Consider the following 26,996-nt stretch of genomic DNA (forward strand, 5'->3'; position numbering starts at 1 on the left):
CCCTCCGCCCCCTGTCCCCAGGAGTCCCCGTGCGCCCCCTCGACCTGGACCGCCGCACCGTCCGCCGCCTCGCGATCACCCGCCAGAGACTGGCCGGCCCCCGGCCCTCCGCCGACGCCGACGGGCTGCGCGAGGTCCTGCGCGCGCTGCGCTGCCTCCAGCTGGACCCCGTCGCGGTGGTCGCCCGGAGCCACCTGCTGGTCCTGTGGAGCAGGGTGGGCCGGTTCGACGGGGCCGACCTCGACGCCCTCCTGTGGGACGAGCGCTGGCTGTTCGAGTACTGGGCCCACGCGGCGTCGATCGTGCTGACCGAGGACTACGCGCTGCACCAGGGGCTGATGCGCCGCTACCCGAGGGGCGTCTCCGCCTACGGACGGCGGCTGGCAGCCTGGGTCGAGGCCAACGCGGAACTGCGCGAGCACGTCCTCCGGCGGCTGGAGGACAAGGGACCCCTGCCCGTCGGCGGGTTCGAGGACCGCTCCGCCCTGCCCTGGGAGTCGGGCGGATGGACGAAGGGGCGCAACGTCGAGCGCATGCTCGACCTGCTGTGGACCCAGGGACGGGTGATGGTGGCGGGCCGGGAGGGCGGCAAGCGCCTGTGGGACCTGGCCGAACGGTGCCTGCCCGAGCGCACCGACCGGACCGAGCTGCCGGACGCGGAGATCGTGTCGCTCTCGGCCGAGCACGCCCTGCGGGCCCTGGGCGCCGGACGCGCGAGGGACGTCGCGAACCACTTCGTCCGCGACCGGTACGACGCGCTGCCGGACGCGCTCGAACGGCTGGCGGCGGACGGCCGGGCGGTGCGGGCCCGGGTCGAGGGCACCGACCCGGACGAGCCGTGGTTCGTGCACGCGGACGTCCTTCCGCTGCTGGAGACCGTGGGCGGGCAGGCGTGGGGCCCCAGGACCGTGCTGCTGTCCCCGTTCGACAACCTGCTCTGCGACCGCGAGCGGACCGAGCTGCTGTGGGGCTTCCGCTTCCGCACCGAGATGTACGTGCCCAAGGCGCGCAGGGAGTTCGGCTACTACGTCCTGCCGGTCCTGCACGGCGACCGGCTGGTGGGCAGGATCGCGCCGAGGTTCGACCGGCGGCGCGGCGTCCTGGACCTGGAGAACGTGTACGCCGAGCCGGGCGCGGCCGGGGTCCGGGCGGGGGGCCCGGACGCCGGGGCCGCTCCGTCCCCGGACGCGGCCTCCGCCGAGGAGGTCGCGGACGCCGCGGAGGGTGTCGCGGGCGCGGTCGCGGGCCTGGCCGGGTTCCTGGGGGCGCGCGAGGTGGTCTGCTCGGGAGCGGTGCCCGCGCCCTGGCGGGAGGCGCTGCGCCGGGTCGAGGCGGCGTCCGCCCCCTGAGGCCCGCCCGCCCGGAGCCGCACCGCCACGACCCCCGACCTCCCCGAGCGCTCCCGTCCCCTGAGCCCCACCCGCCCCTCGCTTCGCGGTTCCGCTCCCGGGCCGCGAGCGATCCCCAGATTTCCGATATTTACTACCTATTTAGTATGCATTAGCCTCGGGGGGTGACCACCACAGCGCTCCCCCGGCGTCCGCTCCGCATCGCGCTCGTCGGCGCGGGCCCCAGGGCCACCTCCCTCCTCGAACGGATCACCGCCAACGTCCGCGAACTCCTCCCCGACAGAGCACTCGAGGTGTACCTCGTGGATCCCCACCCGCCCGGCGGCGGCCGGATCTGGCGGCGCGCGCAGTCGCCCTGGCTGTGGATGAACACCACGGCGAACGACTGCACGATGTTCACCGACGCGTCGGTGGCGTGCTCCGGGCCCGTCGTCCCCGGACCCACCCTGACCGAGTGGGCCGGGGACCTCGCCTCGGGACGCCTGCACCGGCCGCCCGGGTTCACGGCCGACGCGGCCGACCTCGCCGAGGCCCGCCGGGTCCATCCCGGCTGGTTCGCCACCCGCAGGTTCCAGAGCCGGTACCTGTCCTGGGTCTTCCACCACGTGGCCGAGCGGGCCCAGGGACGTGTGGCCGTCCGCTCCGTGGCCGCACGGGCGGTGGACCTGCGCGACCTGCCCGACGGGCGCCAGCGCCTGTTCCTCGACCGCCCGCCGCGTCCGGCCCCGGACCGCACCGCCGGCACGGGCCTCCCGCCGGTCCCCGGGAACACCCTGGACGCGGACGCCGTCGTCCTGGCCCAGGGCTCCTCCGGCACCGGCCCCACCGAGGAGGAGCGCAAGCTCGCCCGGCACGCCGCCGCGCACGGCCTCGTCCACATACCGACCGCCTCGACCGCCGACATCTCCCTCGACGCGGTCCCGCCCGGCGAGCCCGCTCTGGTGCGCGGCATGGGGCTGGCGTTCGTGGACACCGTCGTGCTGCTGACCTCCGGGAGGGGCGGCGTCTTCCGCAGGGACCCGGACGGGACCCTGCGCTACTCCCCCTCCGGCTCCGAGCCCGTCCTCCACGCCGGATCGCGGCGCGGGGTGCCCTACCACTCCAAGATCCACTACCACCTGCCCGGGGCACGCCCCGCACTGCCGAGGCACGTGAGCGCGCGGGCTCTGGACGCGCTCGGCCCCGGCCCCCTCGACCTCCGGGAGGACGTGTGGCCGCTCGTCGTGCGGGAGCTAACCCACGCCCACTACCGGGAGCTGGCGCTGTCGCACCCCGAGCGGCTGGACGTCGACGCGGCGGAGTTCGTCCGGCGGCTGGACTCCCTGGACTGGTCGGGGGCCCAGCTCAAGGAACTGGTCGCCGAGGCGGTGCGCGAGGACGGGGACCGGTTCGACGTCGGGCGGATCGACCGGCCGCTGGCGGGACTCCGGTTCGCCGACCACGACGCGCTCGGCGCGTGGCTGGACGGCTACATCGGCGCCGACCTCCAACGGCGGCGCGACCAGGGGTACAGCATGGACCTGGCGGTCTTCTTCGCCCTGCTGTCGGTGTTCACGGTGGTCTCCGAGGCGATCGGCTCCGGACGGATCTCCCAGGAGTCCGCGGCGCGGGACCTGCCCCGGTTCACCGGGTTCTTCAGCTACCTGGCCAGCGGGCCGCCCGGCCCCCGCCTGGAGGAGCTCCTGGCGCTGGCCCGGGCCGGGGTCCTGCGGTTCGTCGGCGCCGACATGGAGGTGGACACCCCCGAGGGCCGTTTCCTGGCCAGGTCCTCCAGCACGGACGCGACGGTCGGGGCCTCCGCGCTCCTGGAGGCCAGACTGCCCGAACCCTCGCTGACCCGGACGACCGACCCGCTGCTGCTGGCCCTGATCGAGCGCGGGGAGATCCGTGAGCGGCCCGGCACCGGGCTCGTCGACGCCGACCCGGCCGACCAGCGGCTGCGCGGCGCCGACGGGACGCCGCACCCGGCCCGGTTCGGCGCGGGCGCGCTGGTCGCCGGCGGTGTGGGGACGGGCGGGTTCTCCCGTCCACGGACCAACGCCGGGTTCTTCCGGCAGAACGACGCGATCGCCCGCGCCGTCCTGGGCGGCCTGAGCCCGTGAGGGGCGGGCGGCCGTCCCGTCCCCTGAGGCCCGCCCGGAGCCGCACCACCACGACCCCCGACCTCCCTGACCGCTCCCGTCCCCTGAGGCCCGCCCGCCCCTCGCTTCACGGTTCCGTCCGGGGCCGTGGGTTCCGGGGCGCCCGGGGCCGGTTCCCGCCCGGCACGTTCCGCCCCCGGTCCTCCCCCGTTCTTCCCCTCGGTTGGCGTCCGACACGAGCCGGAGGTTTACGTCGTAGATTTCTTTTATCCGGCCGTGGCCGCCCCCGACGGCCACGGAACCCGGTTGACGCGGACGGCCCCGGCGGGGGAGGCTCCGTCACGGCCGGGGCCCGCCGGCCGCCCCGGAGGGGCCGCGGACAGGAGGTCGGACATGGCGGACGCGCGACCGGCGGAGGACCCGCCCCGCCCGTCGGAGGGGCCCGGCTCCGGAGGGCGCGCCCCCGCACCGTGGGCCCCGCCCGCGCCGGAGGACATCACGACCGCGCGGATGGTGCTGGAACCCCTCACGCCGGGCCACGCGGGCCCGATGCTCCCCGTGCTGGCCGATCCGGCGCTGTACGCGTTCACCGGCGGGGAACCGCCGACCGCGGACGGCCTCCGTCGCCGCTACGAGCTCCAGTCGGCCGGGCGGTCCCCCGACGGGGAGGAGTCGTGGTTCAACTGGGTCCTGTGCCCCCGCGACGGGAGCGGCCCCGCAGGGTTCGTGCAGGCCACCGTGGTGCTCGGGGCGCCGGGCCCGGCCGCGGACCTGGCGTGGGCGGTCGGCGTCCCCCACCAGGGGCGGGGCCTGGCCGCCGAGGCGGCCCTCGGGATGCGCGACTGGCTGTCCGCCCGCGGAGTCCGCCGGTTCGGGGCGTCGGTCCACCCCCGCCACGGAGCCTCGGCCGGGGTGGCGCTACGGCTGGGCATGGCCCCGGCCCCGGGCCGGGACGCCGACGGCGAGGTGCGGTGGGAGTCCGGGGGCTGAGGAGCCGCGACCCCGCGTCCCCCCGGCGGACCCGCACAGGGCCGCACGCGGAGGGGCGCACGGGACGGGCGACCGGCCCCGGGCGGGCCCGGCGCGCTCAGCGCGTGCGGAGGAGCTTGCGGTTGACGAACTCGGCCATGCCGTACTCGCCCAGCTCCCGCCCCACCCCGGACGCCTTCACCCCGCCGAACGGCAGGTCGGCCTGGGTCCGCGACGGCGCGTTGACCGACACCATGCCCACGTCGAGCCGGTCGGCCACGGCCAGGGCCGCCTCCTCGTCCTCCCCGAACACGACGCTGCCCAGGCCGTAGGGTGTGTCGTTGGCCAGCTCCACGGCCTCGTCGACGGTGGCGACCCGGTGGACCACGGCCACCGGGCCGAAGATCTCCTCCCGGTAGGCGCGGGTGCCGGGGGCGACCCCGGTGAGCACCGTGGGCTCGACGAACGCGCCCGGGCGGTCGGGCCGCCCCCCGCCGGTGAGGACGGTGGCGCCGTGGGCGACCGCGTCCGCCACCTGGCCGGCGACGTGCACGGCCGCGGCCTCCGAGGACAGCGGCCCCAGGTCCACCCCCTCCTCGGTGGGGTCGCCGACCCGCAGGCGCGCGACCGCGTCCACGAACCCCTCCACGAACGCGTCGTACACCTCGTCCAGCACGATGAACCGCTTGGACGCCGTGCACGCCTGGCCCGCGTTGCCCATCCGCCCGGCCACGGCGGCGCGGACCGCGCGCCCCAGGTCGGCGTCGGGCAGGACGATGAACGGGTCGGATCCCCCCAGCTCCAGCACGGTCTTCTTCATCGCGCGCCCGGCGACCTCGCCGACGGCGCGTCCCGCCCGCTCCGAGCCGGTGAGCGAGACCCCCTGGACCGCCGGGTGCTCGATGATCCGGACGCACTGCGCCTCGGTCGCGTACAGGTTGGTGTAGACGCCCTCGGGGAGGCCCGCGTCGGCGAGCAGTCCGGCGACGGCCCCGGCCGACTCCGGGCAGCTGGGCGCGTGCTTGAGCAGGACGGTGTTGCCGAGCGCGATGTTGGGCGCCGCGAACCTCGCCACCTGGTAGTGGGGGTAGTTCCACGGCATGATCCCGAGGAGCGCGCCGATGGGCTCGGTGCGCACGGTCGCGGTCCCGTGGGACACGTCCAGGACCCGGTCGGCGGTGAACGCGGCGGCGTTGCGCGCGTAGTAGTCGTAGATCCGGGCGCACAGGTCGACCTCCCCGAGCGCCTCCGCCGTGGTCTTGCCCATCTCCCGGGTGATGATCCCGGCGAGGCGCTCGCGGTCGGCCCGGTAGCGCTCCGCCGCCGCGGCCAGGTGGGCGGCGCGCTCCGCGACGGGGCGGAGGCGCCAGGTGCGAAAGGCCGTCCCCGCGGCTTCGACGGCGGCGTCGACCTCCGCGTCCGTGGCGGTCGGGAACCTCCTGACGAGGCGTCCCGTGGCGGGGTCGGTGACGGCGTACTCGGTCATGCTCGGTTCCTTCCGGGAACGTGGGGTGCGGCGTTCTCCAGCTCTCCGGCGCCCAGGCGGCGGGTCACGTCGGTGAGCACCTCCAGTCCGGCGAGGAGGTCGGCGTCCTCGGTGTACTCGCCCTCGTTGTGGGAGACCCCGCCCGCCGAGGGCACGAAGAGCATCACGGTGGGCACGCGCTCCTTCATGTTGATCGAGTCGTGCCCGGCGACGGTCATGATCTCACCGCTGCTCAGGCCGAGCCGTTCGGCGCTGGCACGGGCCAGTTCGACGCCCTCGGGCTGGTAGGGGTTGACCCCCCAGGAGTGCGAGAGCGTGCGCTCGACGGTGACGTTCGCGGCCTCCTCCACGCGGGCGACCTCGGCGAGCAGGAGCTCGTCGGCCTCGGCGAGGACGGCCTCGTCGGGTGAGCGCAGGTCGAGCAGGAGCGTGGCGCGGGAGGGCACCACGACCGGGGAGTTGGGGTACACGTCGAGGCGGCCGACGGCGGTGTGCAGGACGCCGGGGAACCGGTCGGCGAGCTCGCGCGCGGCGACGACGAGCATGGACGCGCCCACGAGCGCGTCACGGCGGTCCTCCATGGCGGTGGCTCCGGAGTGGGCCTGTTCGCCGTGGACGGTGATCTCGTACTTGCTCGCCGCCCAGCTGGCGCCGACCAGGCCGATGGTGGTGCCGGAGTTCTCCAGGAGGCGCCCCTGCTCGATGTGGATCTCGGCGCACAGGACGGCCTCCGGCCCGTCGCCGTCACCGAGGAACCCGGTGGGGGCCAGGGCCTCGGCGACCGTGGTGCCCGAGCTGTCGCTCGCGGCGAGGGCGGTCTCCAGCGGCAGCTTGCCGGTGTAGACGGCGCTGCCCATCATGGACGGCGTGAACCGGGAGCCCTCCTCGTTGAACCAGTTCACCACGGCCAGGTTGTGGACGGGGGGCGCTTCCGCGCCGTCCTCGGCGGCGATCCGGAAGACGGCGTGTGCCGCGGCCAGGACCCCGTAGGCGCCGTCGTAGCGCCCGGCGGTGGGCTGCGAGTCCATGTGGGACCCGACCACGACGTAGGGCGCCCCGGGCACGCGCTCCAGGAGGCCGAACTGGTTGCCGACGCGGTCGTAGACCACGCGCAGCCCGTTCTCCTCCAGCAGGCCCGCGAACCAGCGGCGCTGGGCGTTGTCGGCCTCGCTCGCCGCCTGGCGGTCGACGCCGCCCGAGGGGGTGGCGCCGAAGGAGCTCATGGTCTCGAAGTCCCGCAGGAAGCGGGCGTCGTCGGCCGCGGGGTCGCGCGGCGGTCGGGGCGGGTTGGAGGTCATGGCCTCGTTCCTCTGCTCGTCGGGCACGGGTGGGTGGTGTCGGGCCGGGGCGCCGGCCCCGGGTCAGGAGGCGCCGGGGGCGCGGACCGCGGGGTCCTGTCTGACGTGCAGGACCGCGGGGAGTCCGCTCTCCAGCGCCCGGCGCAGGGCGCCCCGGAAGTCGGCGGTGGCGGTCACGGTCTCCCCGTACCCGCCGTAGGAGCGTGCCAGTGCGGCGAAGTCGGGGTTGGTGAGGTGGGTGCCGGAGGGCCGTCCCGGGTAGTGCCGCTCCTGGTGCTCGCGGATGGTCGCGAAGACGCCGTTGTCGACGACGATCGCCGTGAACACCGCTCCGTAGCCGATCGCGGTGGCGATCTCCTGGCCGTTCATGAGGAAGCACCCGTCCCCGGCGACGGAGACCACCTGGCGTCCGGGCCGCACGAGGGAGGCGGCGACGGCGGCCGGGACGCCCATCCCCATCGCGCCGTTGCGGGGCGCCAGGAGGGAGCGGGCGGACCGGTGCTCCAGGTACCGGGCGGGCCAGACCGCGTGGTTGCCCGCGCCGTAGGTGATGACGGCGTCGTCGTCGAGCTCCTCGCGCAGCACGCCCATGGCGGCGGTGAGGTCCACGAAGCCCCCGTCGTCGGCCGCCGCCACCGGGGTGGAGAAGGCGGTGTGGGCGTCCCGGGCCCCGGCCAGGCGCCCGGGGTCGTGCCGGACCGGTGCGCCCCCGGCCTCGGCCAGGGCGGCGACGAACCCGGCGGGGTCCGCGACGAGGTGCTGGTCCAGGCGCCCGCTGTGTCCGAGGGGCTCGCCGGGGAGGACGACGACGGTCTCGGCCCGGCCGCCCCGGGTGTAGCCGTCGCTGAGCACGTCGGTGCGGCAGGCGCCGACGAAGAGGGCGAGGTCGGCGTCGTCGAGGAGTGCGGCCGCGGCGTCGGACCGGCCGTAGCCGAGCGAGCCCGCGTAGGGGCTGTCGGCGCCGTCCAGCCGGTGGGGCACGGCGTCGTAGGCGCGGAAGTCGGCGAGCACCGGGATGTCGCGGGCGGCGGCCCAGGCGGCCAGCGCCGCGCCGTCCGCGTCGGTCCAGTTCTCGCCGCCCACGACGACGACGGGCCGCTCGGCCCGGTCGACGCGGGCGAGGGCCCGGGCGAGCGCGTCGGCGTCCGGACGGCCGGACGGCAGCGCGCGGGGCTCCACCGTGTCCGCCGCCCCGGCGGGGAGCCGGATCACGTCCTCGGGCAGGCCGACCACGACCGGCCCGGGGCGGCCCGACCGCGCGAGGCGCACGGCGTCGGAGACCACCCGGGCCGCCGCGGCCGGGTCGTCCAGGGTGACCACGGCCTTGGCGGTGCTGCCGAACCACGCGGCGGGGTCGAACTCCTGGAACGCCTCCCGCCCCCGGTCGGCGACGGGGATCAGCCCGACGAACAGCACGAGCGGCGTGGCGTCCTGGTGGGCGGTGTGCACGGCGATGAACGCGTTCGCCGCGCCCGGCCCGCGGGTGACCATGGCGACGCCCGGGAGGCCGGTGAGCCGGCCCTCGGCCAGGGCCATGAACCCGGCGCCGCCCTCGTGGCGGGTGACCACGGTGGTGATGGAGGAGTCGTGCAGGCCGTCGAGCACGTCGAGGTAGGACTCCCCCGGCACCCCGTACACGCGCCGCACGCCCTCGCGTTCGAGCTGGGCGACGACGAGGTGGCCCGCCGAGCGCGGGCGGGCGGGCGGTGCGGGGTCGGTGGTGGACATGATGGGCGGTGCCTTCTTCCTGGTGGGGCGGGTCGGGGCGCGGGGAGGCCGTCGGCCCCCGGTGGGTCGGGTCAGAGCGCGAGGAGGCCGGTGAGGGGTTCCCCCGCGCGGATGCGGGCGACGAGGCCGGGCTCGGCCCGGTCGGAGCGCAGGGCGTCCGCGACCAGGGACCTGTCGAAGGTGCGCGGGTCGAGGACGAGGAGCCCGTTCTCGTCGCCCAGGACGAGGTCGCCGGTCCGCACGCGCACCCCGCCGACGGTGACGGGGGCGCCCACCGCTTCGGCGGCGGTGCCCAGGCGCTTGGTGGTGCGGCAGGTGGAGCCCCGCGCGTAGACGGGGAGGCCGCTGTCCCTGAGCGCCGCGAGGTCGGTGACGGGGCCGTCCACGACGATCCCCGCGCCGCCTCGGGCGGCGACCGCGGCGGCGGTGACGGCGCCGATGGGCGCGTGCGCCCCGCCGTCGACCCCGACGACGAGGACGCCGCCCCTGGGCAGCCGGACGAGGGCGCGGTTGACCGCGAGGGCGTCGGGTTCGGCGAGGTGGACGGTGAGCGCCTCACCGCCCATGCGCGGGGCGCCCGGGGTGAGGGTGCGCACGGCGGGGTCGCAGAACCCCTCCTCCAGGACGTGGCCGAGGGTGGGCAGCTCCACGCCGGCCAGCTCCCGGAGGAGTGCGGCGGCGCCGGGTCCGGTGTCAGGCATCGGCGGCACCGGTCCCCCCGCCGGGGCGGTCGGCGAGGACCGCGACGCAGTCGATCTCCAGCGCGACGCCCCACAGGGACACGCACACGGTCGTGCGCGCGGGGAGCGCGTCGCCGAACGCCGCCCGGTAGACCCGGTTGTAGGTCTCCAGGTGGCCGGGGTCGGTGAGGTAGCCGTTGACCTTGACGACGTGTCCGAGGGAGCTGCCGGCCGCCTCCAGGACGGTGCGGAGGTTGTCGAGGGTGCGCGTGAGCTGCTCCTCGAACGTGTCCGGGGTCGTGCCGTGCTCGTCGGCGGGCAGCTGCCCGGAGGTGTACACGAAGCCGTTGGCGACGACCGCGTGGGAGAACGCGCCCACGGGTGCGGCGAGTCCGTCGACCGCGCCGAGTCTGCGGGGGGTCACGCCCGCGCCTCCGTCTCCGCGGCCCCGTCCGACCCGGTGGCGTCGGCGGCGTCGAAGTCCCCGCCGGCGACGGACCTCAGGAGCAGGAGCGCCACGAGGGAGAGCAGGGAGGCGCCGAGGATGTACCAGGCGATCGACGAGCTCTGCCCGGTGAGCGAGAGCAACCCGACGGTGACGGCGGGCGTGATCGCGGAGCCGAGGAGGCCGGAGAGCATGTACGCCACGGACAGGCCGGAGTAGCGGATCCGGGAGCCGAACTGCTCCGCGAGGAAGGTGGCGATCGGGCCGTAGTTGGCGGAGAAGGCGACCATCATCAGGGCGTAGGCGGCGAAGACGAGCGCGGTCGAGCCGGTGTCGAGCATCCAGAAGAACGGGAACGCCAGCAGGGCCTCGGCCGCCACGCCGGCCAGGATCACGGGCTTGCGCCCCACGCGGTCGGAGAGCCGGCCGAAGGCGGGGATGGCCACGAAGGCCAGGGTGCAGGCCGCCAGGACCGCCCACAGCATGAGGTCCTCGGAGTGCCCCAGTTCGGCGGTGCCGTAGTTGACGCCGGAGGTGACCAGGAGCGTGAAGGTCGAGCCGGTGGACAGGGTGGCCACGCCGCCCAGGAGGACCTGCCTCCAGTAGTGGCGCATCAGGTGGGCGAACGGGAGCCTGGCCTTGGCCCCCTGGTCCTTGACCTGCTGGAAGCTGGGGGTCTCCTCGATGTTGAGCCGGATGTAGATGCCGACGCCGACGAGGAGGGCGGACAGCAGGAACGGCACGCGCCAGCCCCACGTCAGCAGGGCGTCGTGGTCGACGGCGGCCAGGACGCCGAGGAAGGCGAGGTTGGCGACGAGGGTTCCCGCCGGGACGCCGACCTGTACGAGCGAGCCGAACCAGCCCCGCTTGTGCGGGGGCGCGTGCTCCACCGTCATCAGGACCGCGCCGCCCCACTCGCCGCCCAGCGCCAGTCCCTGGACGAGGCGGAGGGTGAGCAGGAGCAGCGGGGCGGCGACGCCGATGGCCCGGTAGTCGGGGACCAGGCCGATCGCGACGGTGGCGGCGCCCATCGTGATGAGGGAGACGAGCAGCATCGACTTGCGGCCGAGGCGGTCGCCGAAGTGGCCGAAGAGGACCGCGCCGACCGTGCGCGCCACGTAGGCGGACGCGAAGGTCAGGAAGGCGAGGATGGTGCCGACCGCGCCGTCGAGGTCGGGGAAGAAGACCTGGTTGAAGACGAGGGCGGAGGCGGTGCCGAACAGGAAGAGGTCGTACCACTCGACGGTGGTGCCGATGACGCTGGCGGTCGCGATCCTCTTCATCTTCGCGGGGGCGAGGCGGTCCCGGCCCGCCGCCGCGGGGTCGGCGCCGACGGGGGGTGTGGGGGCTGGGGTCATGGAGGTCTCCGGTTGAGCTGGGGAAACAGCGCGGTGTGTCTCGGCTCATACTCGGTGCGCCGCAGGTCGGAGCTCAATCGGCATTCACACACGATTTCCCCGCCAGACTGTGCGAATGCACAGGGGATCACGGTCCGCTTGCGGGAAAATCCGCCGACTGAGCAGAATAGGACCAGGTGGAGGTGGGTTTGCGAACTCCCGGCACGCCCCCTCCGGCGCCGACCCCTGGCGTTTCTCCCATGTATCGCCCAGATGACGTTTTCGGAAGGGCCCCGATGACCACCGAACCCGGTCCCGCGCCCGGCCCCCCGACATGGGCGCGGATGCTCGAACTCCTCGCCGGGGACCGCGAGAACCTCGTGGACGACTTCCTGCGGCGTCTGGGGGACCTCGGCGGCTACACCGGCGGCGCGGTCCCCGAGGACGACCTGCGCAGGACCGCCTCCGACACCCTCGACATGCTGATCCGCCGGATCGCGGGCGCCCCGCTGCCCGCCCGCCTGCGCGGCCTGCCGGAGCGGCTCGGCGTGCGCCGGGCACGCCAGGGGGTCCCCAGGGAGAAGCTGCTGGAGGCGGTCCGGCTCGACTTCCGCGTGATCTGGGCGGGGCTGGTGCGGGCGGGCGGCCCCGGGTCGTCGGAGGTCCTGGTGCTGCACGCCGAGGAGATCCTGACGACGGTGGAGGAGTACATCAGCGACGTGCAGGCCGCCTTCCTGGAGGAGCGGGCCGTCCTGGAGCGGGACTCGCGCGCCGTGACCGCGCAGGCCTTCTCCCGCCTGCTCAACTCCGGGGAGCGGTCGGCGGAGGTCGCCTCGGAGGTGGCGGCCGTGCTCGGCCTGCCCGAGCACGGCCGGTTCGAGGTCGCCTTCGTGGCCGCGCCCTCCGCCGTCCGGGGCGGGGCGCAGGGCCGCATCACCCGGGAGCGCGAGCGGGTACGCCATCTGAGCTGGGAGTTCGACGACGGGATCGCACTGGTGCGGGAGGTCGGCGGACCCGGGTGGGCGGCCTCCCTGGAGGGGGTGGCGGGCGGCCTGGTCGCCGACGCGGCCGGGCTGGCCGCGGTCCCCGCCGCCGTCGGGGCGGCCAGGGTCCTGTCCCGCTACGCCGGTGAGCGCGACGGCCTGGTCCGGGAGGACGACGTGTGGTTCGCGGTGGCGGGCGACCAGGTGCGCCGCGTGCTGCCGGGGTTCGGGGGCGGCGCCGCGGCGCGCCTGGCCCGGCTGGCGCCCGAGCCCAGGGCCAGGCTCATGGAGACGCTCTCCCACTACACGGCCACGGGCTCGGTCAAGGACACCGCGGCGTCGCTGTACTGCCACCGCAACACGGTGGTGAACAGGCTCCAGGCCTTCCGCGAGGTGACGGGACTGGACCTCACGGTCCCCCGCGAGGCGGCGCGCGCCCTGGTCCTGTTCGCACCGGAGCACCTGCCCGTCCGGCCCTGACGGGGCCGGCCGGCCCCGTGCCGGGTCTCAGGGGGGCGGGTCCGCGGCGGCCCCGCGTCCGCGCGCCGCCTCCAGGGACAGCAGGACGAGCGCGCCGTCGCCCGGACGCGCGGGGTTCCTGCCGGTCAGCTCCTCGAACCGGCGCAGGCGGTTCAGGACCGTGTTGCGGTGGCAGTACAGCGCGTGCGCCGCCTCGCTGACCGACCCCCGCTCCAGCACCGCCAGGGCCGTCTCGACCAGGGCCGCCCGCTCCCTCTCCGCGAGCCCGTCGAGCGGGGCGAGGACCTCCTCCGCCAGGACCTCCGCCACGTCGCCGAGCTCGCGGACGACGACGGCGGGCCAGTCGGAGCGCACCAGCAGGGCGCGCCCGTCGCCCGGTCGCACCGCCCTGGCGAGCCTGGCGGCGACGCGGCGCATCCGGGGGATCTCGGCGACGCCGCGGGCGGTGGGCGCGAGCCCCACGGGCAGGCCGAGCAGCCACTCGGGGGGCGCGCCGCCCGGGTCGGGGCACCGCAGGAGGGCCAGGACCTCGCTGTCCAGGTCCACGAGCATGTCGTCCGCCCCCGCGCGGGCGGCGGCGGCCCTCAGCTCGGCCTCGCGGCCGGGCGCGGCGACCGCGACGGCGAACAGGTCGCGGGCGTCCGCGTCCAGGGCCCGTGCGACCTGCCGGACCAGGTGGGGGTCCTGCCGCTCCGCCTCGAACAGGCTGCGCAGCAGGAAGACCCTCTCATGCTCGGCCTGCCTGCGCATCGCGGTCAGCTCCGCGAGGTACCCGGAGTGGACGTCGGTGAGGTGGAGCTCCACCGCGTCCCAGATCGGGAGCACCCCGTCGCCGAACGCCACCAGGTCCTCGTCGGACACGTGCTCGCGCAACGCGTTCCAGATGAACCGGAAGTCCATCCGCACCGCGCGCAGCAGGGACTCCAGCGGGATGCCCTGGCGGGCGCGGCGCCGGCCCACCTCCCGGGACAGGGAGCGCCGGTCCGAGGTCACGGGCAGCCCGGCCACCAGCCGCAGGAGGTACTCCAGGGACTCGCGCGCGGTGGCCAGCAGCTCCTCGTCGGCGATCGCCGCCTCCGGGTACCCGGTCACCCCGCGCACCTCCAGGAGGTAGGCGCGGGCGAGGGCGTCGACCTCGCGCAGGCACGCGCGCAGGGCCACGGCCCCGGGGGAGCCTTCTTCGGACCAGGACACGGGGATCCTCCTCGTTGTGTGTTCACACAGTCGAACGCGCGAGGCGGTTGGGGATGACCATTGTCCAGGTCACCCGATCCCCCTGATCATGGACTACCAGCGGGGGCGGCGCCACGCCGCCCCCGCTCCCCATGCGCCCGCTCCCGTTGGGAGACGGCACATCCGGTGAACCGACGAGGGGTGCCGAGCAGAGCACCGCCGAACGAAAGGCCCCCAATGGACTCCCCAGCACAGCCCCCCGGCGGAACCGGGACCGTCTCCGGAGCGGACGCCTCACGCATCGCCTGGGCGGCGTTCGTCGGCACCGCGCTGGAGTGGTACGACTACTTCCTCTTCGGCACCGCCGCCGCCCTGGTGTTCAACCGGCTCTTCTTCACGGAGCTGGACAGCACGGCGGCCACGCTCGCCGCGTTCGCCACCTTCGGGGTCGGGTTCGCCGCACGCCCCCTGGGCGCCCTGCTCTTCGGGTACATGGGCGACCGCTTCGGCAGGCGGCCGGCCCTGCTCACGACGATCGTCATGATCGGCTGCGCCACCGGGCTGATCGGCCTGCTGCCCGACTTCGGCTCCATCGGCCTGGCGGCGCCCGTCATGCTCACCGTGCTGCGGCTCCTCCAGGGGCTGGCCGTCGGCGGGGAGTGGGGCGGCGCCGTGACCATCGCCGTCGAGCACGCCCCGATCGAGACCCGCGGCCGGTTCGCCGCCCTGGTGCAGGTCGGCTCCCCCGTGGGCACGCTCGTCTCCTCCGGCGCGTTCGCCCTCGTCCTGATGCTGCCCGGCGAGTCCTTCGACGCCTGGGGGTGGCGCCTGCCGTTCCTCGCCGCGTTCCCGCTCCTGGGCATCGCCCTGTACATCCGCCTCAAGGTCGAGGAGTCGCCCATCTTCCAGGACCTCGTCGAGCAGGAGGAGCGCTCCAGGATCCCCGCCCTGGACGTCTTCCGCCAGGCGGGCGGCCGTCTGCTGGTCGCCGTCGCCGCGGCCCTGCTGGGCGTCGGCGGGTTCTACATGATCACCACGTTCGTGGTCAGCTACGGCACCAACACCCTGGGCGTCGACCGGAGCGTCATGGTCAACGCCACCCTGGTCGCCGCCGTCCTCCAGATCGTCGTCACCGTGTTCGCCGGGCGCCTGGCCGAGCGCTTCGGGCCGGGCCGCATGACCGTGGCGGGCTCGCTGGCGACCGCCGCCGCGGCCTTCCCTCTGTTCTGGCTCATCGACACACGGGACCCCCTGGCCATCGTCCTCGCGGTCACGGCCGGCATCGCCCTGGTGACCATCGCCTACGCCGTCACCGGCGCCCTGCTCACCGACCTGTTCCCGCCGCACCTGCGCTACAGCGGGGTCTCCCTGGGCTACAACCTCGCGGGGGCGCTGACCGGGTTCCTGCCCCTGATCGCCACCGCCTTCCTCGCCGCCTCCGGAAACGCCTCCTGGTCCGCCGCGCTCATCCTCGTCGTGATCGCGCTCCTCTCGGCGGTCGGCGGCGCCTACGGGGAGCGCCTGCGCATCACCGACAAGTCCATCGTCTCCTGAACCGCACCGCCCCGAACGAGAGGAACCACCCCATGCACGCCGACGATGCCCGCAGGATCTGCGACGCGGTCGACGCGGCCTTCGACGCCCAGCTGGAGCTGACGGCCGAACTGGTCCGCCACCCGTCCCTGCGCACCCGCGAGGGCTCCGCCCAGGACCTGCTGTACGCCGAGATGGAGCGGCGCGGCCTCACGATGGACCGGTGGGAGCTGGACGCCGCACAGCTCTCCGAGCACGTGGGCTACGGGCCGAGCACGGTCTCCTACGAGGGCGTGACGAACGTGGTCGGCACCTACCGGCCGACCGAGCACACGGGGCGGTCCCTCATCCTCAACGGGCACGTGGACGTCGTCCCCGAGGGCCCGGAGGAGGCGTGGTCGCGCTCCCCGTGGGACGCACCCGTCATCGACGGCTGGCTCCACGGCCGGGGCAGCGGGGACATGAAGGCGGGCCTGGTCGCCAACCTGTTCGCGTTCGACGCGGTCCGCGCCGCGGGCCTCTCCCCCGCCGCTCCCATCCACTTCCAGTCGGTGGTCGAGGAGGAGTGCACGGGCAACGGGTCGCTGTCCGCGCTCATGCGCGGGTACACGGCGGACGCCGTCGTCATCCCCGAGCCCGAGGAGGACATGCTCGTCCGCGCGAACACGGGGGTCATCTGGTTCACGGTCCGCGTGGCGGGCGTCCCCACGCACCCGCGCGAGATGAGCTCCGGTTTCAACGCCATCGACGCCGCCCACCACGTGATGGGCGAGCTGCGCCGTGTGGAGGAGCGGTGGAACGCCGAACGGGGCTCCCACCGCCACTTCGAGGACCTCGACCACCCGATCAACTTCAACCTGGGCACGATCAGGGGCGGCGACTGGCCGTCCAGCGTGCCCGCCTGGTGCGAGATCGAGGTGCGGGCCGCCCTCTACCCGGGCGTCACCGCCGACCAGGCGTGGGAGGAGCTGACCGGCGCGCTGGAGTCCGTCACGTCCGACGCCCAGGGCCACCCGGTCTCCGCCGTGGCCACCCGGACCGGGTTCTACGCCGAGGGCTACGTCCTGGAGGAGGGCGGTGAGGCCGAGGCCGTGCTCGCCCGGTCCCACGAGCGGGTGTTCGGGTCCGAGCTCCGGAGCTTCACGACCCCCGGCTACCTGGACGGCCGCGTCTTCACGCTCTACGGCGACATCCCCACCCTCGTCTACGGCCCCGTCTCCGAGGCCATCCACGGGTTCGACGAGCGCGTGGAGGTGGAGTCCGTCCGGCGGATCACCAAGAGCATCGCCCTGTTCATCGCCGACTGGTGCGGCACCACGCAGGGGTAGCGTCCGCCCGTCCCGGACCGCCCGCGTCGGCGGGCGGCCCGGGGCGGGGCGGGCGGGCACGCGCCGCCCCCGGGCGCGCCCCCGCCGTCCTCCGGGCGGCCCCGTCGCGGCCCCGGCACGGGGGGCGGCCACGCGTCCTCCGGGGAGCGCCCGGGAGACGGCCCCTCAGAGAAGGGGTCGCAGCTCGTCCTGGCACCACGCGGCCAGGGTGGTCGGCGTCGTGGTCGCCGCGGTGCGCGACTGCTCCGGCCTGAAGCCGTCGCGCAGCCCGGTGGACATGCCCATCACCGCCTCGACCAGGCCGGGGCCCAGGCCCGCCCCCGCGAGGGTGTCGCGCATCCGCTCGTCGGCGATGCGCTCCGCCCGCACGGGACGGCCGGTGACGTCGGTGACGACCGCCGCGGCCTGCTCCCAGGACAGGTCGGCGGGGCCGTGCACGGCCTGGACGACCCGGCCGGTCCACCCGGGGTTGAGGAGGCGGCCCACGGCCACCTCGGCGATGTCGCGCGGCGCGACCCACGGCATCGGGTGGTCCACCGGCAGCACGACCCGGATGGCGCCGGAGCGGATGGAGTCCAGCTCCATCAGCAGGTTGCTGAAGAAGAATCCGCACCTCAGGTGCGTCACGTCCGCGTCGGTCCCGTCCAGCAGCTGCTCGGTGCGGGCCAGCCCGTCGATCTCCCCCGCGCCCGAGCGGCGCTCCGCGCCCACACTGCTCAGGAAGACGACGCGGCGGATCCCGTTGGCCTTGACGGCGCGCGCGGCGTGGGAGCCGAAGCGGGCGTACGCGGCGACCGGGTCGTCCGTGTGCGTGGGCGGATCGACCCAGAACAGGGTGTCGACGCCCGCGGTCGCGGCCACGACCGCGGCCTCGTCGCCCTGGTCCACGGCGACCGGGTCCACCAGGCCGGCGAGGGCCGGGTCGAGGCGGGCCGGGTCGCGCATGAGCAGCAGCGGGCGCGCCCCGGCCCGGACGAGGCCGTTGACGACGTGGCGGCCCACGGTGCCGGTGGGGGTGGTCACGGCGATGCGCATCAGGTGTCTCCTCGTGCTCGTGCACCGCGGGGTCGCGGTCCGCCTCGCACGCTACGAGGGGTCGCGGACGGAATCCGTCCGCAACACGGGAGGCCGCCGGATCGGTCCGGCGGCCCCGGGGTCCCCGGCTTCGACGGGGACCGGCAGGAGGCCCGGACCGCCCGTCGGCGGCTCCGGCGCCGCCGACCGCGGGTCCCGCGCTCCGGGCCCGCGCCGCCGGAGAGCGCTACGCCTCCCCGGCCGAGACCACCCGGGCGAGCCACCCCCTGCTCCGGCGGGAGAAGTCCTCGGACACAGGGGCGTCGGGGGCCCAGGCCTCGAAGCCGTGGGGCGCGCCGGGGGCGACCTCGAACTCGCAGTCCACCCCCGCCTCGCGCAGCCGCCGCGCGTAGCCGGTGGCCTCCTCGAAGAACAGGTCGATGTCGCCCACGCCGATCCACGCCGGGGGCAGGCCCCGGAGGTCGTCGCGCCGGGCGGCCACGGCGTAGGGCTCGGTCTCGCCCCCGGGCTCCCCGCCCAGGTAGGCGCGCCAGCCGAACCGGTTCAGGCGGTTGTTCCAGACCCAGTGCCGCTCGCCGTCCAGCTCGGTCCGGGCCGCGGTCCGGTCGTCGAGCATCGGGCAGCCGAGCAGCTGCGCGCGGGGCTGCGCCCCGCCGCGGTCGTGGAGCCTCTGCACCAGGCACGCGGCGAGCCCGCCGCCCGCGCTCTGCCCGCCGACGACGATCCGGTCCGCGTCCACCCCGAACCGTTCGCACGAGCGCTGGAACCAGTCCCAGGCGGCGACGCAGTCGTCGGCCGCGGCCGGGAAGGGGTGCTCCGGCGCGAGCCGGTAGTCGACCGAGACCACGACGACGCCCGTGTCGCGCGCGGCGGTGGAGCAGAACCGGTCGTCCTGCGAGGGCCGGCCGATGACCAGCCCCCCGCCGTGGATCCACAGCAGCCCGGCGCCGGACGCGCCGGCCTCCGGCTCGTAGACCCGCACGTCGACGCCGTCCTCGGACAGGTCCCGGAACCGGACGCCGTCGACGACCGCGTCGCGGCCCAGACCTCGCTGGGCCGCCCTGAGCAGGTTGCGCAGCCGGGGCCGGTGCAGGGGCAGGACGGGTACCCGCTTCACCGCCTGCCGCAGTTCGGGGTGCACCCTCGCCAGTTCCATGGACCGCTCCCGTCGACCGCCGCTCACACGCGGCCCCGCCTCGTCACCGCCAACCTACTGCCCGCGTCCGCCGGGCCCGCGACCGGTCACCGGCTCCGGTGCCCGCCCCTTCCGCGTACCCGTTCCCGGGGCCCGGGACCCCTGCGGACCGGTGCGCGGGCACGGTCCGTTCCGTGCCGGACGGGGTGCCGTGCGGTCGCGCGGCCCGGGGACGGTTCGCGTCCACCGACCGGCGCGGGAGCGCGGCCCGGGCCCGCGGGCCTCCCGGTGCGGGGCCCCGCGTCCCACCCCGGCGCGGGAGAGCCGTCCGGACCCGTGCCCCGACCGGCGCGGGAGCGCCCCTACCTCAGCGAGGACACGGTCCGCCGGACCGGGCGCCGGGGGCGCCCGTCCGAGAAGTACTCGGGCGAGACCGCCCGGATGCGCTCGACGTCCTCGAAGACGGCGCGCAGGTGCGAGCGGAGCGCCCGGACCGCGTCGTCGAGGTCGCCCGCCTCGATCGCGTCCACCACCTGCGTGTGCTGCTCGGCGAGCTGCCCCATCGGCCGGGTGTCGATCAGGCTCAGCCTGCGCGCGCGGTCCAGGTGGGCCTTGGCCGCGTTCACCGTCCCCCAGGCGCTCTCGTGCCCGGCCAGGGCCAGGAGGGCCCGGTGGAACTCCTCGTCCAGCTCGAAGAACCGGTCGTGGTCCCCGGCGGCCTCCGCGTCGTGCTGCGCCCGGAGGTTGGCCCTCAGGTCGTCGACGTGCTCGGGCGAGAAGGGGGGCCGTGCCTGGGCGAGGGAGGTGCACTCGACCGCCTCCCGGATGAACTGCGCCTGGGCGACGCGTTCGGGGTCCACGAGCGAGACGAAGCTCCCGACCTGCGGGTACACCTCCACCAGCCCCTCCTCCCGCAGGAGGATGAGGCTCTCGCGCACGGGCGTGCGGCTCACCGCGAGCTCGGCGGCGAGCTCGTTCTCCGACAGCGGTGCCCCGGGCTTGAGCTCCAGGGTGATGACCGCGCGACGGAGGGTGTCCAAGGTGCGGTCCCGCGCGGACAGCAGGGGTCCCCCGGATCGGGTGTCGTCAGCCATGTCCGGAAGTCTACCGCCATTGACGCCACTGGTATACCAGTGCTTGTATGCCAGTTGCCACGACGTTCACACCCGGTTTCCCGGCGATGTCACCGCAGATCGAAGCCGCCCGACGAAGGAACCTCCCATGACCGAACAGGCGCCTCCCACCCCCGTGGGACGGGGCGAACGCAGCACACGGGACCTCACGAAGGCCTCGGTCTCCGGATGGCTCGGAACAGCCATGGAGTTCATGGACTTCCAGCTCTACTCCCTGGCCGCCGCCCTGGTCTTCAACCAGATCTTCTTCCCCGACCTCAACCCGGCGATCGGCCTGATCGCGGCGATGGGAACCTACGGCGTCGGGTACGTCGCCCGCCTCGCCGGAGCGGTCTACTTCGGCCGGATGGGCGACCGCCTCGGGCCGAAGAAGGTCCTGTTCATCACCGTCGCGCTCATGGGCGTCTCCACCACGCTGATCGGCGCCCTGCCGACCTACCAGCAGGTGGGGCTCCTGGCCCCGATCATGCTCGTGTGCCTGCGGCTGGCGCAGGGCTTCGGCGCGGGCGCCGAGATCGCGGGCGCCACGGTGATGCTCGCGGAGTACGCGCCCGCGCGGCGGCGGGGGTTCATCGCCTCCCTGGTGTGCCTGGGGACCAACTCCGGCACCCTGGCAGCCTCGGCGATCTGGGCCGTCCTGGTGTTCGCCCTCTCCGAGGCCGAACTGCTGGCCTGGGGCTGGCGCATCCCGTTCCTGGCCAGCTCCCTCCTCCTGCTCCTGGCCCTGTGGATCCGCCACTCCGTCAAGGAGAGCCCCGTCTTCGAGCAGCGCGAGGACATTGTCGACGGCGTGGCCATGTCCCGCGAGGAACTCGCGGCCACCGCCGTCCAGAAGGACAAGGGCACCCTGGAGGCCGCGCTCCACCAGCGCAAGGGCCGCGCCTTCCTGATCGCCCTGGGCCTGCGCTTCGGCCAGGCGGGCAACTCCGGCATCGTGCAGACGTTCCTGGTCGGCTACCTCAGCGCCACCCTGCTGATGGACGGCTCGGTCGGCACCTCCGCCATCGTGTACGGCTCCCTGCTCGGGTTCGTCACCGTCCCCCTGGTCGGCGTGCTGGGCGACCGCTTCGGCCGCCGACCCCTCTACTTCTGCCTCACCGTCGCGAGCATGCTCTTCGCCGTGCCCATGATGCTGATGATCGACTCCGGGGACGTCGTCCTCGTGACCGTCGCGATGGTCGTCGGGCTCAACCTCTCGGTCCTCGGCCTGTTCTCCGTGGAGAGCGTCACCATGGCCGAGCTGTTCGGGGCGCGCACCCGCTTCACCCAGCTGGCCCTGGCCAAGGAGATCGGGGGCGTCCTCGCCACGGCCATCGGCCCGGTGCTCGCCGCGACGCTCACCGCCGTGACAGGGTCCTGGTGGCCCCTGGCCGCCATGATCATCGCCTACTCGCTGATCACGCTCGTCTCGACGTACCTCATGCCCGAGGTGCGCGGACGCGACCTGGTCCGACTGGAGGACGCCGTATGAGGGCCGTGACCGTCCACGGGGCCGGAGACCTGCGGGTCGACGAGCGCCCCGACCCCGTCGCCCCGGAGGGGCACGTGGTCGTCGCCGTCGAATGGGGCGGGATCTGCGGGTCCGACCTCGCCTACTGGCGCCACGGGCGCTCCGGCACCGCCGTCCTGCGCGACCCCCTGGTCCTGGGACACGAGATCGCCGGACGCGTCGCCCGGGTCGGCCCGGGCGTGAGCGGCGTCGAGGAGGGCCTGCCCGTCACCGTGCACCCGGCCGAACCCGTCGGCGACGGGCGCATGCCCGAGAGGCTGGCCGGGCGCACCAACCTGTACCCGCGGGTGCGGTACTTCGGATCGGCCGCGTTCCACCCGCACACCGACGGCGGCTTCAGCGAGTTCCGGGCCGTGCGCGCCGACCGGCTGCGCCCCCTCCCCGCGGGGGTCGGCACCCGCGAGGGGGCCCTGGCCGAGCCCCTGGCCGTGGCCCTGCACGCCGTGTCCCGCGCCGGCGACGTCGCCGGCAGGGACGTCACCGTGAACGGGGCCGGGCCCATCGGCTGCCTCGTGGTCGCGGCCCTCAAGCACGCCGGGGCCGGACGGGTCACCGTGGCCGACATCAGTCCCGCCTCTCTGGCGGTCGCCCGGGCCATGGGCGCGGACGGGCTGTGCGACGTCTCGCTGGGCGAGCCGCTCCCCGAGGACGCCGAAATCGTCGTCGAGGCCTCCGGGGCGCCGGGGGCGCTCGGCCCCGTGCTGCGCTCGACCGCCCGGGGCGGGACGGTCGTCCAGGTGGGCAACCTCCCCGGCATGGAGGCCGCCGCGGTCCTGGGCGACCTCGTCACCAGGGAGATCACGTGGAAGGGCTCCTACCGCTTCTCCCACGAGATCGACGACGCCCTCACCGCGATGGCCGGGGGCCTCGACGTCCGCCCGCTGATGACCCACACTTTCCCCCTGGACCGCGCCGAGGAGGCGATGCGGGTCGCCGCCGACCCCGCCTCGGGAAGCAGCAAGGTCATGCTGCGCTTCGGCCCGGACCCCGCCCCCACCGACCCCGCACACCCCCGGAAGGACCACCTGTGAAGATCACGGACGCGCGCGTCGTCGTCTCCTCCCCCGGCCGCAACTACGTCACCCTGGTCATCGAGACCGAGGACGGCGTGACCGGCGTCGGCGACGCCACCCTGAACGGACGCGAGCTGTCGGTCGCCTCCTACCTGCGCGACCACCTGTGCCCGCTCCTCGTCGGCCGCGACGCGCGCCGCATCGAGGACACCTGGCAGTACCTCTACAAGGGCGCCTACTGGCGGCGCGGCCCGGTCACGATGACCGCGATCGCGGCCGTGGACGTGGCCCTGTGGGACATCAAGGGCAAGGCCGCCGGCATGCCCGTCTACCAGCTGCTCGGCGGCGCCGCCCGCGACGGCGTCATGGTCTACGGCCACGCCAGCGGCTCCTCGCTCGACGACCTGTCCCAGGACTTCCAGCGCCACCTCGACCTGGGGTACAAGGCGATCCGCGTCCAGGCGGCGGTGCCCGGCCTGGACAAGACCTACGGCATCGCGGGGGCCGGCGGCCGGGTGTACGAGCCCGCCAACGCCAACCGGCCCCAGGAGGACTCCTGGGAGACCTCGCTCTACCTCGACTTCGCACCGGAGATGCTCCGGCGCGTCCGCGAGGAGTTCGGCTACGGCGTGCACGTGCTCCACGACGTCCACCACCGGCTCAGCCCGATCGAGGCGGGCCGCCTGGGCGCGGCGCTCGAACCCTACCGGCCGTTCTGGATGGAGGACCCGACGCCCGCGGAGGACCAGTCGGCCTTCCGGCTGATCCGGCAGCACACCACCACCCCCGTCGCGGTCGGCGAGGTCTTCAACTCGGTCTGGGACTGCCAGCAGCTGATCACCGAACGGCTCATCGACTACATCCGCACCTCGGTCTCCCACACCGGGGGCATCACCCACCTGCGCCGCGTGTTCTCGCTCGCGGACCTGTACGGGGTGCGGTCGGGGTCCCACGGCGCCGGGGACCTGTCGCCGATCGCCATGGCGGCGGCGCTGCACGTCGACCTGAGCATCCCCAACTTCGGCATCCAGGAGTACATGGGCCACACGGGCCCCTTCGAGGAGGTGTTCCGCACCGGTTACACCTTCTCCGACGGGTACATGCACCCGGGCGAGGCGCCGGGCCTCGGCGTGGAGTTCGACGAGGAGGCGGCCTCCCGCCACCCCTACGACCCCCGGTACCTGCCGGTCAACCGGCGTCTGGACGGAACGGTGCACGACTGGTGAGCGCCCACGGACTCGACGTCGTCGTCCTGGGGGAGATCCTCCTGGAGGTGGCCACCGACGAACCGGTGGCCCACGGGGTCCCCGCCCGCCTCGGGGTGTCCGGCGACGCCCTCAACGTCGCCGCGGCGGCCGCCCGGGCCGGGGCCCGGACCGGCCTGGCCGCGGTCCTGACCGACGACCCCCTGGGCCGGTCGATCGCCGACCGCGTCGCCGAACTGGGGGTCTCCACGGCGCTGCTGCGCTTCCGCCCCGGACAGCAGGGCGTCTACCTGGTCCACAGCGACCCCGAGGGGGAGCGGGCGTTCTCCTACGCCCGCGGCGGAAGCGTCGGCTCGACGCTGTGCCCCGCCGACCTGGACGAACGGGCCCTGTCCGCCGCCGGGGCGGTCGTGGCCTCGGGCATCGCCTGCGCCGTCTCCGGGAGCGCGCACGAGGCCGTCCGGGCCGCGGCGCGCCTGGCCCGCAGGTTCGTGTTCGACCCCAACCACCGGCCGGCGCTGACCACGCGGGAGGCCGCTGCCGCGGTCCTGGCCGAGTTCGCGCCCCTCGCCCACCTCGTCACCCCCTCCCATCCGGGGGAGACCTCGTCCCTGCTGGGGAGCGCCTCCCCCGCGGAGGCCGCCCGGCTCCTCCTGGAGGCGGGGACCCGGCACGTCGCGGTGACGTGCGGCTCGCGCGGCGTGCACCTGGCCACCGCGGAGGGCGAGACCTGGGTCGACGCGGTCCCGGCGCCCGTGGTCCTGGACCAGACCGGCGCCGGGGACGCGTTCCTGGGGACCCTGGCCGCACGCATGGTCCTGGGCGACGGCTTCGCGGACGCCGCCCGGCTCGCCGCCGCCGTCGCCAGCCTCAACGTGGGCGGACGAGGCGGGACGGGGCTGCTGCCCACCCTGGAGCAGGCGCGCGCCCACGCCGGGCGGACGGGGGCACGGCGATGAGCAGACTGACCCTGGACTCGCTCGTCCGCTCCGGGCGCTCCCCGTCCCTGGACCGCGGGGCCCTGCGCACCGGGGTGGTCCACCTCGGCGCGGGGGCCTTCTTCCGCGCCCACACGGCCGTCTACACCGAGGACGCCATGCTGGCCTCCGGGGACACCTCCTGGGGGATCAGCGCGGTGACCGGGCGCTCGGCGCGCGTGTGGGAGCAGATGGCCCCCCAGGACGGGCTGTTCACCGTCACGGAGCGCGGCCCCGGGAGCGGGGCCGCCCGCGTGGTCTGCGCCGTCACCGAGACGCTCGCCGGGCCGCGCGACCCCCTGGCCGTGGTGGAGCGCGTCGCGGCCCCGGACACCCGGGTCGTGACCCTCACCGTCACCGAGAAGGGCTACCGGGCCGACCCCCTGACCGGGCGCCTGGACGTGCGGGACCCGGCGGTGCGCGCGGACCTGGAGGGCGCTCCCCCGCTCACCGCGGTCGGCCGGATCGCGCGGGGCCTCCAGCTGCGCATGCTCCGCGACGCGGGCCCCGTCTCCGTGGTCTCCTGCGACAACCTGTCCGGGAACGGGGGCCGCCTGGGGTCGCTGGTCGCGGACTTCGCCGACGCCCTGCCCGGGGCCGAGGGGGAGCGGCTGCGCGCCTGGGCGGCGGGGTCGGTCTCCTTCCCCGACACGATGGTCGACCGGATGGTCCCGGCGACCACGGCGGAGGACCTCGGCCTGGTCGAGGGGGCCCTGGGCCTGCGCGACGAGGCCGCCGTGATCGCCGAGCCCTTCCGCCAGTGGGTGGTCGAGGACCGCTTCGCGGCGGCCCGGCCCCCGTGGGAGCGCGCCGGGGCGCTCCTGACCGGCGACGTCCGCCCCTGGGAGGAGGCCAAGCTCCGCGTCCTCAACGCCGGCCACTCGCTGCTCGCCTACCTGGGGCTCGCCCTCGGGCACCGCACCGTCGCCGCGTGCGCCGCGGACCCCGCAGCGGCGCAGGCCGTGCACCGGCTCGTCCACGAGGAGGCCCTGCCCTCGCTGCGCCTGCCGGACGGGCTCGACGGCCCCGCCTACGCGGAGTCGGTCCTGGCCCGGTTCGCCAACCCCGCCCTGGGCCACACGACCGCCAAGGTCGCGGCCGACGGCTCCCAGAAGATCGGTCCGCGCCTGCTCCCCACGGTCCGGGCGGTGCTGGACCGGGGAGGGGAGCCCCGCTGGAGCGCCCTGGCGGTGGCGGCCTGGATGCACCACGTCGCCGCGGCCGGCCCCCGCGTGGAGGACCCCCTGGCCGCCGTCCTGGCCGGACTGCTGCCCGACCGCAGGCGTGCGGCGGACGTGGTCCCCCGGCTGATGGAGGCGGGGATCTTCCCCGGGGAGCTCGTCACCGACGGGCTCTTCACCGGGCTCGTGGCCCACTGGTACGGAATCATCGACGCCGCGGACGCCCGCGCGCTGGCCGAGGAGATCGCGCTGTGACGCGAACGGACGCCGTCCTGGACCGCTCACCGGTCATCCCCGTGGTCACGGTCGAGGACCCCGGTCGGGCCGTCCCCCTGGCGGAGGCGCTCCTGGCGGGCGGTGTGGGAATCGTCGAACTCACCCTGCGCACCCCCGGGGCCCTCGCCGCCGTCCGCGCGGTCGCCCGCGGGGTGCCCGACATGCTCGTGGGGGTCGGGACGGTGCTCACGCCCCGGCAGGCGGACGCCGCCGTCGAGGCCGGGGCCGACTTCCTCGTCACCCCGGGCACCACGCCGGGACTGCTGCGGCACCTCGCCCGGAGCGGGGTCGCCGCCCTGCCCGGGGTGGCGACCGTGAGCGAGGTCCTGGCGGCCAGGGAGGAGGGGTTCCTGGCGCAGAAGGCCTTCCCCGCCTCGGTCCTGGGCCCGGGGTTCCTCCGGGCGGTGGCCGGGCCGGTCCCCGACGTCGTGTTCTGCCCGACGGGCGGGATCACGGCCGACAGCGCCGCCGACTACCTGGCGGCGCCCAACGCGGCGTGCGTGGGCGGGAGCTGGCTCACCCCGCCGGACGCGGTCCGGGACGGGGACTGGGAGCGCGTCACCCGGCTCGCCGCCGGGGCGGCCGCGCTCCGCTGACCCGGCGCCCGGCCGGAGGCGGCGGCGGCCCCGGCCGGCGATCCGGCGGACCCGCCGCCGTCGCG

The 26,996-nt window shown here is 75.3% G+C and carries 22 protein-coding genes; 12 read left to right on the forward strand and 10 right to left on the reverse strand.

Annotated elements, in window-relative coordinates; genetic code table 11:
- The first annotated feature begins 29 nt into the window (after nt 1–29).
- The 3 genes from ACIRPH_RS01960 to ACIRPH_RS01970 all read left to right on the forward strand — a co-directional run bounded on the left by ACIRPH_RS01960 (nt 30) and on the right by ACIRPH_RS01970 (nt 4,420).
- Nucleotides 30–1,349 carry a winged helix-turn-helix domain-containing protein gene (locus ACIRPH_RS01960; protein WP_402908169.1) on the forward strand — a complete coding sequence of 440 codons (1,320 nt, stop codon included), beginning with the start codon at nt 30–32 and terminating at the stop codon, nt 1,347–1,349.
- A 164-nt stretch (nt 1,350–1,513) separates the two neighbouring features.
- Nucleotides 1,514–3,451 carry an FAD/NAD(P)-binding protein gene (locus tag ACIRPH_RS01965; protein WP_402908171.1) on the forward strand — a complete coding sequence of 646 codons (1,938 nt, stop codon included), beginning with the start codon at nt 1,514–1,516 and terminating at the stop codon, nt 3,449–3,451.
- A 372-nt stretch (nt 3,452–3,823) separates the two neighbouring features.
- Nucleotides 3,824–4,420 carry a GNAT family N-acetyltransferase gene (locus ACIRPH_RS01970; RefSeq protein WP_402908173.1) on the forward strand — a complete coding sequence of 199 codons (597 nt, stop codon included), beginning with the start codon at nt 3,824–3,826 and terminating at the stop codon, nt 4,418–4,420.
- Nucleotides 4,421–4,517: 97 nt separating this feature from the next.
- Here the strand turns inward: ACIRPH_RS01970 and ACIRPH_RS01975 are convergent, their stop codons facing one another.
- From ACIRPH_RS01975 to ACIRPH_RS02000, 6 genes are all read right to left on the reverse strand, one after another.
- On the reverse strand, nt 4,518–5,885 hold the full coding sequence (locus ACIRPH_RS01975) for an NAD-dependent succinate-semialdehyde dehydrogenase (protein ID WP_402908175.1): 1,368 nt from the start codon (nt 5,883–5,885) through the stop codon (nt 4,518–4,520).
- Nucleotides 5,882–7,183: a M20 family metallo-hydrolase gene (locus tag ACIRPH_RS01980; RefSeq protein WP_402909461.1), complete on the reverse strand. Its 1,302-nt coding sequence runs from the start codon at nt 7,181–7,183 to the stop codon at nt 5,882–5,884. The genes ACIRPH_RS01975 and ACIRPH_RS01980 overlap by 4 nt, the downstream gene beginning before the upstream one ends.
- Nucleotides 7,184–7,246: 63 nt before the next feature.
- Nucleotides 7,247–8,911, reverse strand: coding sequence for a thiamine pyrophosphate-dependent enzyme (locus tag ACIRPH_RS01985; protein WP_402908177.1), 1,665 nt, complete (start codon nt 8,909–8,911; stop codon nt 7,247–7,249).
- A 71-nt stretch (nt 8,912–8,982) separates the two neighbouring features.
- The gene (locus tag ACIRPH_RS01990; protein WP_402908179.1) at nt 8,983–9,612 is read right to left on the reverse strand and encodes an RraA family protein; all 630 of its coding nucleotides are present in this window, start codon (nt 9,610–9,612) and stop codon (nt 8,983–8,985) included.
- Nucleotides 9,605–10,015 (reverse strand): RidA family protein, encoded by a 411-nt coding sequence (locus ACIRPH_RS01995; RefSeq protein ID WP_402908181.1) that lies wholly within the window; start codon nt 10,013–10,015, stop codon nt 9,605–9,607. Before ACIRPH_RS01995 ends, ACIRPH_RS01990 begins: the two co-directional genes overlap by 8 nt.
- Nucleotides 10,012–11,394, reverse strand: coding sequence for an MFS transporter (locus ACIRPH_RS02000; RefSeq protein ID WP_402908183.1), 1,383 nt, complete (start codon nt 11,392–11,394; stop codon nt 10,012–10,014). Before ACIRPH_RS02000 ends, ACIRPH_RS01995 begins: the two co-directional genes overlap by 4 nt.
- A 275-nt stretch (nt 11,395–11,669) precedes the next feature.
- Between ACIRPH_RS02000 and ACIRPH_RS02005 the strand changes: the two genes are divergently transcribed.
- On the forward strand, nt 11,670–12,836 hold the full coding sequence (locus tag ACIRPH_RS02005) for a helix-turn-helix domain-containing protein (protein WP_402908185.1): 1,167 nt from the start codon (nt 11,670–11,672) through the stop codon (nt 12,834–12,836).
- A 27-nt stretch (nt 12,837–12,863) separates the two neighbouring features.
- On the opposite strand, the gene ACIRPH_RS02010 is transcribed toward ACIRPH_RS02005, so the two are convergent.
- Complete coding sequence (locus ACIRPH_RS02010; RefSeq protein ID WP_402908187.1) at nt 12,864–14,030, reverse strand: helix-turn-helix domain-containing protein; 1,167 nt, start codon at nt 14,028–14,030, stop codon at nt 12,864–12,866.
- Between the two features lie 216 nt (nt 14,031–14,246).
- Here ACIRPH_RS02010 and ACIRPH_RS02015 point away from each other — a divergent pair, with 216 nt between their 5' ends.
- Nucleotides 14,247–15,563: an MFS transporter gene (locus ACIRPH_RS02015; RefSeq protein ID WP_402908188.1), complete on the forward strand. Its 1,317-nt coding sequence runs from the start codon at nt 14,247–14,249 to the stop codon at nt 15,561–15,563.
- 32 nt (nt 15,564–15,595) lie between these two features.
- Entirely contained in the window at nt 15,596–16,870 is a 1,275-nt protein-coding gene (locus ACIRPH_RS02020) for an ArgE/DapE family deacylase (protein ID WP_402908190.1), read from the forward strand.
- Nucleotides 16,871–17,035: 165 nt separating this feature from the next.
- On the opposite strand, the gene ACIRPH_RS02025 is transcribed toward ACIRPH_RS02020, so the two are convergent.
- The 3 genes from ACIRPH_RS02025 to ACIRPH_RS02035 form a co-directional block, all read right to left on the reverse strand.
- A complete protein-coding gene (locus ACIRPH_RS02025; RefSeq protein ID WP_402908192.1) occupies nt 17,036–17,905 on the reverse strand; it encodes an NAD(P)H-binding protein in 870 nt (289 codons plus the stop codon).
- Nucleotides 17,906–18,131: 226 nt separating this feature from the next.
- On the reverse strand, nt 18,132–19,061 hold the full coding sequence (locus tag ACIRPH_RS02030; RefSeq protein WP_402908194.1) for an alpha/beta hydrolase: 930 nt from the start codon (nt 19,059–19,061) through the stop codon (nt 18,132–18,134).
- A 341-nt stretch (nt 19,062–19,402) separates the two neighbouring features.
- A complete protein-coding gene (locus ACIRPH_RS02035; RefSeq protein ID WP_402908196.1) occupies nt 19,403–20,134 on the reverse strand; it encodes a GntR family transcriptional regulator in 732 nt (243 codons plus the stop codon).
- A gap of 127 nt (nt 20,135–20,261) precedes the next feature.
- Here ACIRPH_RS02035 and ACIRPH_RS02040 point away from each other — a divergent pair, with 127 nt between their 5' ends.
- From ACIRPH_RS02040 to ACIRPH_RS02065, 6 genes are read left to right on the forward strand one after another with little or no spacing between them, the layout of a single operon-like run.
- Nucleotides 20,262–21,644 carry an MFS transporter gene (locus ACIRPH_RS02040; protein WP_402908198.1) on the forward strand — a complete coding sequence of 461 codons (1,383 nt, stop codon included), beginning with the start codon at nt 20,262–20,264 and terminating at the stop codon, nt 21,642–21,644.
- The gene (locus ACIRPH_RS02045; RefSeq protein ID WP_402908200.1) at nt 21,641–22,714 is read left to right on the forward strand and encodes an L-idonate 5-dehydrogenase; all 1,074 of its coding nucleotides are present in this window, start codon (nt 21,641–21,643) and stop codon (nt 22,712–22,714) included. The genes ACIRPH_RS02040 and ACIRPH_RS02045 overlap by 4 nt, the downstream gene beginning before the upstream one ends.
- Nucleotides 22,711–23,922 (forward strand): D-mannonate dehydratase ManD, encoded by a 1,212-nt coding sequence (gene manD, locus ACIRPH_RS02050; RefSeq protein WP_402908202.1) that lies wholly within the window; start codon nt 22,711–22,713, stop codon nt 23,920–23,922. Before ACIRPH_RS02045 ends, manD begins: the two co-directional genes overlap by 4 nt.
- The gene (locus ACIRPH_RS02055; RefSeq protein ID WP_402908204.1) at nt 23,919–24,860 is read left to right on the forward strand and encodes a PfkB family carbohydrate kinase; all 942 of its coding nucleotides are present in this window, start codon (nt 23,919–23,921) and stop codon (nt 24,858–24,860) included. The genes manD and ACIRPH_RS02055 overlap by 4 nt, the downstream gene beginning before the upstream one ends.
- Nucleotides 24,857–26,314: a mannitol dehydrogenase family protein gene (locus ACIRPH_RS02060; protein WP_402908206.1), complete on the forward strand. Its 1,458-nt coding sequence runs from the start codon at nt 24,857–24,859 to the stop codon at nt 26,312–26,314. Before ACIRPH_RS02055 ends, ACIRPH_RS02060 begins: the two co-directional genes overlap by 4 nt.
- Complete coding sequence (locus ACIRPH_RS02065; protein ID WP_402908208.1) at nt 26,311–26,931, forward strand: bifunctional 4-hydroxy-2-oxoglutarate aldolase/2-dehydro-3-deoxy-phosphogluconate aldolase; 621 nt, start codon at nt 26,311–26,313, stop codon at nt 26,929–26,931. Before ACIRPH_RS02060 ends, ACIRPH_RS02065 begins: the two co-directional genes overlap by 4 nt.
- The last annotated feature ends 65 nt before the right edge of the window (nt 26,932–26,996 follow it).

The sequence above is a fragment of the Nocardiopsis sp. NPDC101807 genome (assembly GCF_044766605.1).
Classification (GTDB): Bacteria; Actinomycetota; Actinomycetes; order Streptosporangiales; family Streptosporangiaceae; genus Nocardiopsis; species Nocardiopsis tropica.

Bases quoted from the DNA above. Each gene is read 5' to 3' on its own strand.
- ACIRPH_RS02040 (WP_402908198.1), top strand. From the start codon at position 20,262: ATGACCGAACAGGCGCCTCCCACCCCCGTGGGACGGGGCGAACGCAGC.
- ACIRPH_RS01990 (WP_402908179.1), bottom strand. From the start codon at position 9,612: ATGCCTGACACCGGACCCGGCGCCGCCGCACTCCTCCGGGAGCTGGCC.
- ACIRPH_RS02045 (WP_402908200.1), top strand. From the start codon at position 21,641: ATGAGGGCCGTGACCGTCCACGGGGCCGGAGACCTGCGGGTCGACGAG.
- ACIRPH_RS02005 (WP_402908185.1), top strand. From the start codon at position 11,670: ATGACCACCGAACCCGGTCCCGCGCCCGGCCCCCCGACATGGGCGCGG.
- ACIRPH_RS02060 (WP_402908206.1), top strand. From the start codon at position 24,857: ATGAGCAGACTGACCCTGGACTCGCTCGTCCGCTCCGGGCGCTCCCCG.
- ACIRPH_RS02030 (WP_402908194.1), bottom strand. From the start codon at position 19,061: ATGGAACTGGCGAGGGTGCACCCCGAACTGCGGCAGGCGGTGAAGCGG.
- ACIRPH_RS01985 (WP_402908177.1), bottom strand. From the start codon at position 8,911: ATGTCCACCACCGACCCCGCACCGCCCGCCCGCCCGCGCTCGGCGGGC.
- ACIRPH_RS02025 (WP_402908192.1), bottom strand. From the start codon at position 17,905: ATGCGCATCGCCGTGACCACCCCCACCGGCACCGTGGGCCGCCACGTC.
- ACIRPH_RS02000 (WP_402908183.1), bottom strand. From the start codon at position 11,394: ATGACCCCAGCCCCCACACCCCCCGTCGGCGCCGACCCCGCGGCGGCG.
- ACIRPH_RS01970 (WP_402908173.1), top strand. From the start codon at position 3,824: ATGGCGGACGCGCGACCGGCGGAGGACCCGCCCCGCCCGTCGGAGGGG.
- ACIRPH_RS02020 (WP_402908190.1), top strand. From the start codon at position 15,596: ATGCACGCCGACGATGCCCGCAGGATCTGCGACGCGGTCGACGCGGCC.
- ACIRPH_RS01975 (WP_402908175.1), bottom strand. From the start codon at position 5,885: ATGACCGAGTACGCCGTCACCGACCCCGCCACGGGACGCCTCGTCAGG.
- ACIRPH_RS02035 (WP_402908196.1), bottom strand. From the start codon at position 20,134: ATGGCTGACGACACCCGATCCGGGGGACCCCTGCTGTCCGCGCGGGAC.
- ACIRPH_RS02015 (WP_402908188.1), top strand. From the start codon at position 14,247: ATGGACTCCCCAGCACAGCCCCCCGGCGGAACCGGGACCGTCTCCGGA.
- ACIRPH_RS01980 (WP_402909461.1), bottom strand. From the start codon at position 7,183: ATGACCTCCAACCCGCCCCGACCGCCGCGCGACCCCGCGGCCGACGAC.